We start from the raw sequence: 12,716 nt of genomic DNA on the forward strand, positions 1-12,716 counted from the left end.
GGTACAACACCGAACGGATCTCGACACGACTCGAGGGCCTGAGCCCGGTCCAATACCGGGCCCAGGCCCTCGCGGCCTAGGCTTTCACTTAGCCAGTCCAACAATCGGGGACCAGTTCACTGGCGAGAGGAATCCTTCACGATCAGGGTGGGTGACTACTTCCGGTGCCGCAGTGTCCGGACGATCCCGTCGCCGATCGACTGCAGGATCTGCACCAGGACGATCAGCACGACGACCGCGACGAGCAGGACCGGCGTGTTGAACCGCTGGTAGCCGTACATGATCGCGAAGTCGCCCAGTCCCCCGCCGCCGATGACGCCGGCCATCGCCGAGTAGCCGACCAGCAGCACGACGGTCAGCGTCGCGCCGGCGATGAGGGCCGAAACCGATTCCGGCAGGAGCACTTTGCGCACGATCTGCCCGTTGCTCGCACCCATCGCCTGCGCGGCCTCGACGCGGCCCACGGGCACCTCACGCAGCGCCGACTCGACCACGCGGGCGTAGAACGGGATCGCGCCGATGGTCAGCGGCACGATCGCCGCGGTCGGGCCGATCGCGGTGCCGACGATCAGCCGGGTGGTACCGATCAGCGCGATCATCAGGATCAGGAACGGCAGCGACCGGAAGACGTTGACGATCGTGCCGAGTACGGCGTTGACGGCGCGCTGCGGCCACAGCCCGCTCGGGGAGGTCACGTGCAGCACCACGCCCAGCAGGACGCCACCGATCAAGGTGAGTACGAACGAGATTCCCACCATGTAGAGGGTCTCCTGCGTCGCCTCCCACACCTCGGGGAGCGAGTCGTACCAGGACAGCTTGTTCATGCGATTCGTCCTTCGATCCGGGACTCGGGACCCCAGGAGAGCGTGGTGCCGGGCTGCGATTCGACGAATGCCTCGACGTCCGCGCGGGGTACGTCGGGCCCGAACTTCAGCCGCAGACGGCCGACGGTGACACCGGCGACCTGCTCCACCCGGCCACCGACGACGGAGATGTCCACGTCGAGCTTGCGGACCAGTTGGGCGAGCCACGGACCGTGCGCCTCGTCACCGATGGTGGTGACGAGCGCGGTGTCGGCGTCGGCGCCGATCGACGGGTCGTCGCCGACCGGGACGATCGCCGCACCCAGTGCCGAACCGGGGGTCCCGACGAGATCGAGGATCCGTCCGGTCTCGGCGATCCGGCCGTCGTCGAGCCGGGCCGCGGACGTGCAGATGCGGCGCAGCACACCCAGTTCGTGGGTGATGAGAACGACGGTGACGCCGATCGAACGGTTGAGTTCGACCAGCAGGTCGAGCACCTGGTCGGTGGTGTCCGGGTCGAGAGCGCTGGTCGCCTCGTCGCACAGCAGGACGTCCGGGTTGGACGCCAGCGCGCGGGCGATACCGACACGCTGCTGCTGCCCGCCGGACAACTGCGACGGGTAAGCCTTCTCCTTGCCGCCGAGCCCGACGAGTTCGATCAGCTCGTCGGCGCGGGCACGGCGTGCCTTGCGGTCCATGCCCGAGAGCTCGAGCGGGAACTCGACGTTGGCCCGCACGGTCCGCGAGTGCAGCAGGTTGAATTGCTGGAACACGGTGCCGATACGCCGACGCGCCTTACGCAGTCCCGCGCCGGTGAGCTGGGACAGATCGTCGCCCCGCAGCACGATGCGGCCGCTGGTGGGCTGCTCGAGCAGGTTCAGGCACCGCAACAGCGTGGACTTGCCCGCGCCGGACGGCCCGACGATGCCGAAGATCTCACCCTCGGCGATCTCGAGGTCGATACCGCGCAGCGCGGCGACCGGGTCCGCGCCACCGGTGGCGGGGAAGGTCTTGACCAGGCTCTCGACCGTGATCATCAGCTGGCCGCGTGGACCGGGACGACGGAGCCGGAGTAGTTCTCCTGGATCCAGGTGGCGGTCTCCGGCGACTCGAGCGCCTCGGCGAGAGCCTTGACGCCGGCATCGTTCTGATCGGCAGCGCGGACGACGAGCAGGTTCGCGAACGGGTTGTTCTCGACCTTCTCCGACAGCAGCGCATCCTTCGCCGGCGTCAGGCCGGCCTCGATCGCGTAGTTGGAGTTGATGACCGCGGCGGTGATCTGCGGGTCACCGAGGTTGCGGGCGATCTGCGAGCGCTCGATCTCGACGAACTTCAGGTTCTTCGGGTTCGCCTTGATGTTCGCCTGCGTGACGACGGACAGGTCGGCCTCGGCAAACGGCTTGTCCATCTGGATCAGGCCCGCCGACTCGAGCAGGTATAGGCCGCGCGCGAAGTTGGTGGTGTCCTTGGGCAGCGCGATGGTCGAGCCGTCGGTGAGCTGGTCGACGGCGGTGATCTTCTCCGAGTACAGGCCCATCGGCTCGAGGTGCACGTCGGCGACGGACACGAGGTCGCTCACGCCCTTCTGCTTCTGCCAGTCCGCGAGGTACGGGGAATGCTGGAAGTAGTTGGCCTGCACGTCACCGGCGACGAGCAGCTCGTTGGGGTCGATCTCGCCGGTGACCGGCTTGATGTCGAGCTTGACGTCACCCAGGACGCCGGAGTCGGCGATGTGCTCGAGGATCTCCACGTGCGGGGTGCTGGACGCGGAGATCACCAGCGTCTCACTGTCGCTGCCCGACGAGCAGGCGGCCAGACCCGCGGTGAGCAGGGCGGCTGCGGAGAGGACAGCAGTGCGGCGCAAGAACATTGAAAAGAACCTTTCGAGATCGTGGAGACGGTCAGCCGTGCAGGGCCGGCAGGTCGAGCAGGTCGCGGTGGTACCGCTCGGTGACGTTGGGGTGTGCGCGCAGGCGCGACTTGAGGGCGTTGAGTCCGTAACGCGCGTGCAGGGTGCCGCCGTGCTGGTCCGGGCCGACGCCCGCCGCCTCGGCCGCGAGTTCGGGCGAGAGTGGCACGGTGGGCAGCGCGTGGTCGTAGCCGGGGTTGAGGAAGAACGGCAGCGACACCCGGTCCTTACCGGCGGCGGGCGGCAGCACGCGGTGCACCGTGGCCTTGAGGTAGCCGCCGGTGGCGACCTCGAGCAGTTCGCCGATGTTCACCAGCAGGTGGCCGGGAAGTGGCGCGACGTCGAGCCAGCCGCCATCTGTTTCCACCTGGAAACCGGTGCTGCCGGGCTCCGGGTAGAGCAGGGTCAGCGCGCCGACGTCCTTGTGGCTTCCCACGCCCTGGCCGGTGACCGAGCCGTCGTGACCCGGGTAGCGCGCGATCTTCAGCAGCGGGTCCGGGTCCGCGAAGGCGGCGTCGAAGAAGTCGGCGGGCGCGCCCAGCGACCGCGCCCAGCCGCTGATGAGCCGCAGGCCGGCGTCCTGCGCCTGGCTCGACCACTCGAGCGCCAGCTCGCGCAGCCGCGGTACCGCGGTCGGCCACAGGTTGGGTCCGTGCAGCACGTCCCACGGGCGGTCCGGGTCGATCGGGTCGACCGCGGCGCGCTCGGGTCCGATGTCGAGCTGCTCACGCCAGTCGATGTAGCCCTGCGTGCGCTCGCCGCCGACGCGGGTGTAGCCGCGGAAGTGCGGCGAGTTGCTGTTCTCGATCTCGAGCTTGTCGGCCTCCGGGAGCGCGAAGAACTCGCGGGACGCGGCGATCAGGTCGTCGGTGAGCTGCTGATCGATGCCGTGACCGGTCAGGTAGAAGAAGCCGATCTCGTGCGTGACCGTACGCAGCGCATCGACGTCGAGGTTCTCCAGATCGATGATCGGGAGCGACTGTGCGGGCATGGAACTGGACCTTTCCCCACGGGCACCTGCTTCTGATGAGCGCTGCGACGAGTGGGTGCCCGATGGGAGGACAGTGCGCGGGAAGGCGGGACGGTACGAAATGTGCCGTCGCGCAGGTTTTCTCGTCTCAGCGCTGACGCATGCAACAACAACCGCCACGCATTCGCGTGGGGGCGACGGTTGCTGCAAGGCCGCGCATCGGAGTCCTTCCCGGACGAGATCGTTGTCGGCACGCCGAATCGGACATGCCTGTGCTTGGAGGCTAACCCGACGCACGGGCGGACTTCAAATCGAACGTATACGCACGACGACGAACGGCGACATCCGTGAGACGAACGGTCGGAGCCGTCGATCCGACCCGCGAGGACCGGCCCGGCCGGCCCGGTCGTCGGGGCTGGTCCAATCGGGGCCGATCCAACCGTCAGCCCGGCGGTTCGGCCATCTCGAGTGCCTTCGTGGTGAAGACACGGTAACCACGGTGCGGACGGTAGCCGTGGATCTCGGGCGTATCGAGGCTGCGGATGAACGAGAGGATCTGCCGGCTGAACACCTGCCCGGGGACCAGAACCGGGAAGCCCGGCGGATACGGGGTGACGAAGGTCGCGGAGACCACCGGCCGCCCGGACTCCGTCGCCTCCTCGACCTCGTCCGCGGTGAGGTACTCGCACCGGGTGTCGTCGTAGGCGAGGAAGAAGGCCCGCCGTACATCACCATCGGAAGTGCTTGCAGCACCGTTTTTTTCGAGGAAGATCGGATGGAATCCGCTGAAGTCCGGCAGCGGCGCCGTCGGGCTCGTCAGGCGGGTCACCGCCGCCTCGTGGTAGCCGCGTTCGATCGTGCCCATGTCGGACAGGCGCTCGTCGAGCTCGTGGGCGAACTTGACCAGCACCTCGACGAGGTAGGCGACCGAGCTGCGGGTGGTGCCGATGTTGGTCATGAACAGCACCGTGTTGCGGGAGGTCTTGTTGATCTGGACGCCGTAGCGGTCCATCAGCTCGGCCCGTTTGAAGGTGTCCCCGTCGATACCGGTCGACCCGATGTAGAGCGTGATCCGCGACGGGTCGAGCACGAACTCGTCGCGCCGCCAGGCGCCGACCATCGCGCGCAGGCCCCCGCGCAGCGGCTGGTCGATGCGTGAGGGCCGGAACTCCTCGGGGATCAGCTCCGCCGTCGAAAGGCAGTGCATGTACCTGCTCAGCAATGGATGGTGGTCGACCGCGTCGCGCAACCGCATCGCATTCTCGACCTGCTTCTGCACCAACTCGGCGCCCTCGAGGTCGGCCTGCCTCCGGCCGATGTCGAGCGAGGCCAGAATCTGATAGTTGGGCGAGGTGGAAGTGTGCGCCATGTAGGCCTCGTGAAATGTCTCCTCGACCTTCTGGTCGAACTCCTGGTCGAAGACGTGGATCATCGAGCCCTGACGCAGCGAGGTCAGTGTCTTGTGCGTGGACTGGGTCGCATAGACCCGGACCTTTGCCCGGGCCGGGTCGGGCATCAGCCGACGGCCGAGCAGCGTCTCGTCGTCGGCGCCGCGAACCTGTTCGGCGTACTCGGCGAACTCCGCCCGGTAGGCGGGGTCGCGCATCCGCTCGCGCACCGCGCGCGCCGCATGCATCGCCGTCCGGGTGCGGTAGACGGGGTGGAATCGGGCGAAGGCGAACCACGCCTCGTCCCAAAGGAACACCAGGTCCGGCTTGATCGCCAGGCATTCCTCGATGACGCGCTCCACGTCGTAGATGACTCCGTCGAAGGTGCAGTTGGTCAGCATCAGCAGCTTGACCCGGTCGAGTTTTCCGGCCGCGCGGAGCGCGAGCAGATTGGACTTGATCTCCCGCAACGGCACCGCGCCGTACATCGAATACTGGTTGAGCGGATATGCGTCGAGGTAGGTGACCTGGGCGCCGGCGAGCATCAGCCCGTAGTGGTGCGACTGGTGACAGTTGCGGTCGACCAGGACGATGTCGCCGGGCGCGATGAGTGCCTGGACGACGATCTTGTTGGCTGTCGAGGTGCCGTTGGTCACGAAGAAGGTCTGCCGCGCCCCGAACGTCTTCGCCGCCAGTTGTTGCGACTCACGGAGTGGACCGGTCGGTTCGAGTAGCGAGTCCAGTCCGCCACACGTCGCGGACGTCTCGGCCAGGAACACGTCCAGGCCGTAGAAGTCCAGCATGTCGGAGATCCAGTGCGAGGTGACGATCGACTTACCCTGCGAGATCGGCAACGCGTGGAACACACCGGTCGGACGAGAACTGTATTCGCGCAGCGCGCTGAAGAACGGGGTTCGATACCGCGCCGCAACCCCCTCGAGCAGACTCAGATGGAGATCGAGCGATCCCTCGCCGGCGTGGAAGACCCTCCGGAAGTACTGGCCGAGTTGACCGGCGAGCTCCTCGACCGCGATCTCGGTCATCAGGTACAGGTCGAGCTCCGGGCGGGTGTTGGCGAGCTCGTCGGCCAGGATCCGCGTCCGCTCCTCGGGCGTGTGCCCGGCCAGCTTGTCCGCGACGTCGGTGTAGAGGAAGTTCGCCAGGGCGGACAGATCCTGCCGGGACTGATGGGCAAAGCGGCGGCGGATCACGCACGCCTGCAGATTCACGTTCAGGCGCGCCGCGATGACCGCGTCGTCGCCGCTGCCCACGACGACCAGTTCGTAGATGAACTGGTCGTCCGGCCGACGCCAGGCACGCACCTCCCGGCGCAGTGCGCGCTCCTGCGCATCGGTCATGGCTTCGACCACGAGCACTTCGAAGTAGTGGGGCCGGGATCGGTCACCGGGATCGTCGCTGCGCGGCGAGTCCGGGCCGATGACCTCGACGTCCCCGTCGACCGGGGACACCGTCGTGCCGCTGCGGTAGGAACTGGTGACCAGCGCGCGGTTGATCCGGGTGACCGTGCGGGAGAACTTGTCGTACACGCCGGTCGTGAACAGCCGCTGAGTCTGGGCGAACACCTGCGGTCCGGGAAAAGCCCAGTACCGCTCGAGCGGCCGCAACTGGCCGAGCAGGTCCTCTACCCGTTCGAGCAGCGGCCCGATCGGCGCCCCGCGGGCGGCCGCGCCTGCCAGGTGCGCGCTCGCGCCCTCCAGCCGGCACCACGAGTCCGCACGGAACTGCCACATACTGTTGTAGGCCCGCGGATTGACCTCAGGCATCACAGCCTCCACCGCAACGGTCACGACCGGCAGCCGAGGTCGGTCGACGACGGCGCCGTCGTGCCGAGCAATCCCAGCCTGCTCCCCCGCGTCCGGTCAGGCAAGCGACGGCGGGTCCGGGTTCAGCCCAGCCGCCCGGACAGCCGCTCGATTCGGCTCAGGCTCGCACCGTCCAGCCCGACGATCCGGACGCCCTTCCGCCGGGCCGCGTACTTGGCCTGCACCGCGTCGAGGGTCGCGACCGTGGACGCGTCCCACACTTCCGCACCGGTCAGGTCGATCACCACCGAGTCCGGGTCTCCGACGTAGTCGAACCGGTGCACCAGATCGTTGCTGGACGCCCAGAACAGCTCGCCGGTGACGCGGTAGGTCCGCTCCCCGTCCCGGTCCACGACGTCGATCCGCGTCAGATGAGCGACACGGCGCGCGAACGCGACCATCGCGGCCAGCACGCCGAGGATGACGCCGACCGCGAGGTTGTGGGTCGCCAGTGTGCCGACGACGGTGACCACCATGACCAGGGTCTCGCTGCGCGGCATCAGGCGCAGGGTCCGCGGCGCGATGCTGCGCCAGTCGAACGTCGTCACCGCGATCACCAGCATCACCGCGACCAGTGCCGCCATCGGGATCGCCCCGACGACGCCACCGGCGGTCACGCACAGCATGAGCAGGAAGGCACCGGCGAGGAAGGTGGAGATCCGGGTGCGGGCCCTCCCCTCCTTCACGTTGATCATGGTCTGGCCGATCATCGCGCAGCCGCCCATGCCGCCGAACAGCGCGCCCGCGGCATTCGCGACGCCCTGGCCCCACGCCTCACGGGTCTTGTCGGACGGGGTGTCGGTGATGTCGTCGACGAGCTTGGCCGTGAGCAGTGATTCGAGCAGGCCGACGAGCGCGAGGCCCAGCGCGAACGGCGCGATGATCGTCACCGTCTCCCACGTGAGCGGCACGTCCGGGATCATCCACGTCGGCAGGCCGGCGGGCAGCTCGCCCTGGTCGGAGACGTCGGGCACGTCGAGGTGGAACAACGCGACCACCCCGGTCAGGACGACGATCGCGATCAGCGGCGCGGGAACCGCTTTCGTCAGCCGGGGCACGAACACGATCATCGCGAGACCGGCCAGGACGAGCGGATACACCAGCCACGGGACGTCGAACAGGTGCCGCAACTGGGCGCTGAAGATGAGGACCGCGAGGGCGTTGACGAACCCGATCATCACCGAGCGCGGAATGAACCGCACCAGGCGGGCCAGGCCGGCGACCGCGAACAGGATCTGCAGCGCGCCGGCCAGCCACACCGCGGCGATCAGGTAGTCGATGCCGTGCGACGCGACCAACGGCGCCACCACCAGCGCGGTCGCCCCGGCGGCCGCCGACACCATCGCCGGCCGACCGCCGACGAACGCGATCGTCATCGCCATGATGCACGACGTGTAGAGCGCAACCCGGGGATCGACGCCCGCGATGACCGCGAACGAGATGACCTCGGGGATGAGCGCGAGGGCGGTCACGAGCCCGGCGAGGGCCTCGGTCGTCAGTCGGCGGGGGGAACGCAACGCGGCGCGGACGGACGTGGCGTCGGCCGGGGTGGAGAGGGTGTCGTGCACCGGGAGAGTCTAGGGACCGCCCACTCCGACCTGCAATTACGCCGGACGGGATCTCGTCAAGCGACGTGACATACCCACGGAGGTGGATTAGCCTTCGATCGACTTTGGATCAAGATCAACTATTTCGGCCGGCAGGCGATCCCTCGACCGGCTCACGGGGAATCTCGCGGGGGCGCATGACGATCGAACTTCGTGGCAGAGCGGGCTTCCAGGCCATGAACTCGGTGCCCGGTAACCGGACTCGACTCTCGGTAGCCGATCTGGATCGCTTCTATTTCCGCATCGATCAGTGCGACATCGGATCGCTGGCTGTCAGCAGAATTCAGGTGACACCACACCGGGCAGGTCAAGGTGCCGTCGAGGATGCCGATGTCGTCAATCTCTTCCTCGTGCTCGCGGGTGGAATCCGCGTCGAGTCCGGACGCAAGCACATGTCGTTCAGCCCTGGGCAGATCACCGCACAGATGGGATGGAACCGACACGAGGCAGTCCTGGACTCGTTCAGTGACGAACTGCTCCTGCGCATCGACCGTGCAACGCTGGCCGATCGCGGCGTCGTCCTCCCGTCCGAGGTGCTCCACTTCGGTCCGGAGCAAGCGACAACGACGACGCGCGCATTGTCGGCGTTGGTCAAATCGGTTCTGGGAGCTCAGGCACTGACCGATGACGCCGTTCCGGCGGCGGTGGAGAGTGCTGTGCTCGAACTCGTCGTCGGCCTGCACCACGAGGGTCTCGGCTACGCCGGGGTGTCCAACGACCTGGACCGGGGACTGCATGCGCGTGCCGTGGCGATCATCGCCACCCGGTACGGCGATCCCGAACTCACTCCGTCCGCACTTGCAGGCTGCCTCGGCGTCGGAGTCCGCCAACTCCAGCGGGTGTTCGAGAGGGCGGGCACCACCGCCGCACGGGAGATTCGCACCACACGCCTCGGCCACGCGATCACCCTGCTGCGCGACCCCCATCGTCGACGACTACCTCTGTCCGAAGTTGCCGCGATGGCCGGCTTCTCCTCGACCGGCGAGCTCCGCCGCGCGATGCACGCCGAGTACCAGGTCACGCCGTCGCAGATGCGCGATCGCGGACTGTTCGTCGTGCGATGACACCGCAAAGTGTCACTACGCGACGAGATGTTCACTTTCGCGTCACGGTTGTTGGAGGCACCGGATTCGAGGGTGTACTCCTGATGCGTCTTCGGCCCACCTCGGGCCGCATGTCAATGGAAAGGCTTTGTAGAAGTGCTTGATTCGCTGTGGGATCTGTTCTGGTACACGCTGGTCGTGTTCGCCTTCGTCGCTTACCTGGTCATCCTGTTCCAGGTGCTGACCGACCTGTTCCGAGACCGGTCTGCGTCCGCGATCTCCAAGGTTCTGTGGGTGATCTTCCTGGTCGTGCTGCCGTACCTCACGGCGTTCGTCTACCTGGTCGTGCGTGGGCGCGGGATGGCGGAGCGCAGCGCCGCCGCTCACGAGAAGGCGCGCAGTGCCGCCGACGACTACATCCGCCAGGTCGCAGGTCGTTCGCCCGCCGCGGAGATCGGCGAGGCGAAGGCACTTCGTGATGCCGGCGCCATCACCGACGAGGAGTTCGACCAGATCAAGCGCAAGGTCCTGAGCTGAGCATCGACACCGGCGACGGCTCCACCGCACCGAGCTTCACTGCTCGGTTGCATCGGTACGTACGCTCGTTCCACCCAGTGGGCCTCGTCGGCGCGCTGCTGTTCTTCGCATGGTCGATGACGCCGTCGCTGCTCCCCCGGGCGTGGTATCTGCAGGGCGTCGCCACGGGCATCAGCATGGCCATCGGTTACGGGATCGGCTGCGGGATCGCCTGGGTGGTGCGCCGATGCGGGATCAGCCCACGATGGGCCGATCCGGCGAGCCGGCGGGGGTGGTGGCTGCTCGCGGCCGCCACCGCCGTCGTCGTCCCGCTTTTCCTCGTTCTCGGTTCGGTGTGGCAGCAGCGAATCCGTGACCTCGTCGGAGTCGAGCAGGCTTCGCGCGCGTTCTACCTCCCGGTCCTGATCGTCGCTCTCGCCCTCGGCCTGGCACTCGTCGGCATCGGGCGAGCGCTGCGGTCCGGCGTCAACGGACTGACTCGGCAGATCGCGCGGGTCGGCTGGATGGCGCCCGTCGCACGCGTGACCGCCCTCGGCCTCGTCGTGGTCCTGGGAGTCCTGCTCGTCAACGGTGTGCTCCAGCGGGGCATCCTCGCGCTTGCCGAACGATCGGCTCACGCCGCCGATCTCGGCACGGCGGAGGGCATCGTGCAGCCGACCTCCGCGGAGAGGTCGGGCTCGAAGTTCTCGAACGAGGCCTGGGAGACCCTCGGGCAGCAGGGGCGCACGTTCGTGGCGAGCGGCCCCAGCGCCAAGCAGATCGCGGACGTCACCCAGGCTCCGGCGGTGACCCCGATCCGGGCCTACGCCGGCCGTGAATCCGCCGACAGCGTGGCGGGAATCGCCGAACACGTCGTCGCCGAACTCGAGCGCACCAACGCCTTCGACCGCAAGGTCCTCGCGGTGGTCACCACCACCGGTCGAGGATGGATCAACCCGAGGGTCGCCAACGCGTTCGAGTACATCAACGGAGGCGACACCGCGATCGCCGCGATGCAGTACTCGTTCCTGCCCAGCGCGCTGTCGTTCATCGCCGATCGGGAGACCCCCCAGGAGGCCGGCCGAGCGCTGTTCGAACAGGTCCATGCGGCGTGGGCCCAGCGCCCAGAGGATCGGCGACCGAAACTCGTCGTCTTCGGCGAGAGCCTCGGCTCCTACGGCAGCCAGGCCGCGTTCGCCTCCGGTACGGACATCGTGGAGCGGACGGACGGTGCCCTGTTCGTCGGCACGCCGAACTTCGCACAGCCGTGGGGCCGTATCACCGACGCCCGAGATCCCGGGTCGACCGAACGGCTTCCCGTGGTCGACGACGGGCGACACGTCCGGTTCGCCTCCCGCCCGGAGGACACCGAGCTGCCGGGCGACTGGGAAGCGTCGAGGGTGGTCTACTGGCAGCACGCCAGCGACCCCATCACGTGGTGGTCGTTCGATCTGGCCTTCCGGCAGCCGGACTGGCTGCGGGAGGCTCCGGGGCCGGACGTCTACCCCGGAATGCGATGGCTGCCGATCGTCACGTTCTGGCAGGTGACCCTCGACATGATCTTCTCCGCCGACGTCCCGGCCGGCGCCGGGCACACCTACGGACCCGAAGCGGTCTACCTCTGGGCGCAGATCCTCCAGCCGCAGGATCTCGACAGCGAACGGGTACACCGGATCTACGCCGCCATGGCGGCGCCCGATACCGAAAGCCCTTCGGAGACAACGGCCCTACTGGAACCCACGAGATGAACGGACACACTTCGTGAACGACACGAGCACCGGTCGAAAACTGTTCGAAGCGTCACCGCGCAACATCGCGGCCGCAGCGCTGACTCTGGTCGCGGTGATCTTCATCGTCCAGAACCGCAACTCCGCGGCCATCGATCTCTTCTGGGTATCCGTGCGGGCGCCGCTGTGGGTGATCCTGGTCGCCGTGTTCGCGGTCGGCTGGGTCGCGGGCCTGCTCACCACCCGCCGCTCGAAGAACTCGAAGAAGTAGTGACACCTGCTGGGGCCGGGCGGAATGCCCGGCCCCAGCAGGCTCCGATCACCGCGTGCGCGCTCCTACCAGGAGCCGGTGCGCAGGACGATCTCGGTCGCCAGTTCGGCGGGCGCCTTCGCGGGGATGTCGTCGACGCCGTCGAGTTGGACGATCCGGAACTCCGAGTAGGCATACCGCCCGCTCGCGTCGGCGCACGGGCGTCCGAGCGACGTGCCGACGACGACGGTGGTCGGCAACTCGACCGCGGGGCACGCGGCGTCGAGCACGGCCCCGTCGGTGCCCGGAACGGCCGGATGTCCGCGGTCGGCGACGATGAGGCTCGCGAACCGCCCGAACGTCTTCGCGGCCAGTTGCCAGGCGAGTTCCGCGCCCACACCGGCACCCACGAGGTTGACCCACGGGAGCTTGAGCTCGTCGAGCATCGCGATCACCGACGGCTGGTCGAGCCCGTCGACGGTCTCGGGCACCACGGTCCGCAGATCCGACTCGTGCAGGCGCGCGCAGACGGCGTCGAAGACGTCGGCGGGAGCACCCGCGTCGGGCAACAGAAGCACCGTGTGCCGGCTCTCCGGTCCCCCGATACGGACCGTCACGGTCCCACTTCCCACGGCAACGTTCGTCGACTCCATGAACCAAAACGGTACGCGATCCACGTC

The 12,716-nt window shown here is 67.9% G+C and carries 12 protein-coding genes; 5 read left to right on the forward strand and 7 right to left on the reverse strand.

Annotated features, from left to right (window positions below; all coding sequences use genetic code 11):
- Positions 1-80 (forward strand): IS3 family transposase (locus LCL87_RS26030; RefSeq protein ID WP_510850832.1); only part of this gene is annotated, 80 nt, incomplete at its 5' end.
- A 75-nt stretch (positions 81-155) separates the two neighbouring features.
- Here the strand turns inward: LCL87_RS26030 and LCL87_RS24745 are convergent.
- From LCL87_RS24745 to LCL87_RS24770, 6 genes are all read right to left on the reverse strand, one after another.
- The gene (locus LCL87_RS24745) at positions 156-824 is read right to left on the reverse strand and encodes a methionine ABC transporter permease (protein ID WP_225024104.1); all 669 of its coding nucleotides are present in this window, start codon (positions 822-824) and stop codon (positions 156-158) included.
- On the reverse strand, positions 821-1,840 hold the full coding sequence (locus LCL87_RS24750) for a methionine ABC transporter ATP-binding protein (protein WP_225024105.1): 1,020 nt from the start codon (positions 1,838-1,840) through the stop codon (positions 821-823). Before LCL87_RS24750 ends, LCL87_RS24745 begins: the two co-directional genes overlap by 4 nt.
- Complete coding sequence (locus tag LCL87_RS24755) at positions 1,840-2,673, reverse strand: MetQ/NlpA family ABC transporter substrate-binding protein (RefSeq protein WP_225024106.1); 834 nt, start codon at positions 2,671-2,673, stop codon at positions 1,840-1,842. The genes LCL87_RS24750 and LCL87_RS24755 overlap by 1 nt, the downstream gene beginning before the upstream one ends.
- A 31-nt stretch (positions 2,674-2,704) precedes the next feature.
- A complete protein-coding gene (locus LCL87_RS24760) occupies positions 2,705-3,703 on the reverse strand; it encodes a 2-oxoglutarate and iron-dependent oxygenase domain-containing protein (RefSeq protein WP_225024107.1) in 999 nt (332 codons plus the stop codon).
- A 421-nt stretch (positions 3,704-4,124) separates the two neighbouring features.
- Complete coding sequence (locus LCL87_RS24765) at positions 4,125-6,854, reverse strand: aminotransferase class I/II-fold pyridoxal phosphate-dependent enzyme (protein ID WP_225024108.1); 2,730 nt, start codon at positions 6,852-6,854, stop codon at positions 4,125-4,127.
- Positions 6,855-6,976: 122 nt separating this feature from the next.
- Positions 6,977-8,461 (reverse strand): SulP family inorganic anion transporter, encoded by a 1,485-nt coding sequence (locus LCL87_RS24770; protein WP_225024109.1) that lies wholly within the window; start codon positions 8,459-8,461, stop codon positions 6,977-6,979.
- A 176-nt stretch (positions 8,462-8,637) separates the two neighbouring features.
- Here LCL87_RS24770 and LCL87_RS24775 point away from each other — a divergent pair, with 176 nt between their 5' ends.
- From LCL87_RS24775 to LCL87_RS24790, 4 genes are all read left to right on the forward strand, one after another.
- Entirely contained in the window at positions 8,638-9,564 is a 927-nt protein-coding gene (locus LCL87_RS24775; RefSeq protein ID WP_225024110.1) for a helix-turn-helix domain-containing protein, read from the forward strand.
- A 135-nt stretch (positions 9,565-9,699) separates the two neighbouring features.
- Positions 9,700-10,080, forward strand: coding sequence for an SHOCT domain-containing protein (locus LCL87_RS24780; RefSeq protein ID WP_225024111.1), 381 nt, complete (start codon positions 9,700-9,702; stop codon positions 10,078-10,080).
- Between the two features lie 47 nt (positions 10,081-10,127).
- Entirely contained in the window at positions 10,128-11,807 is a 1,680-nt protein-coding gene (locus LCL87_RS24785) for an alpha/beta-hydrolase family protein (protein ID WP_225024112.1), read from the forward strand.
- A gap of 13 nt (positions 11,808-11,820) precedes the next feature.
- Complete coding sequence (locus LCL87_RS24790) at positions 11,821-12,057, forward strand: LapA family protein (protein ID WP_225024113.1); 237 nt, start codon at positions 11,821-11,823, stop codon at positions 12,055-12,057.
- A gap of 65 nt (positions 12,058-12,122) precedes the next feature.
- On the opposite strand, the gene LCL87_RS24795 is transcribed toward LCL87_RS24790, so the two are convergent.
- Entirely contained in the window at positions 12,123-12,689 is a 567-nt protein-coding gene (locus LCL87_RS24795) for an alpha/beta hydrolase (protein WP_225024114.1), read from the reverse strand.
- Positions 12,690-12,716: the final 27 nt, after the last annotated feature.

Origin of the sequence: Prescottella equi (genome assembly GCF_020171745.1) — a bacterium.
GTDB classification, from domain to species: domain Bacteria; phylum Actinomycetota; class Actinomycetes; order Mycobacteriales; family Mycobacteriaceae; genus Prescottella; species Prescottella equi_A.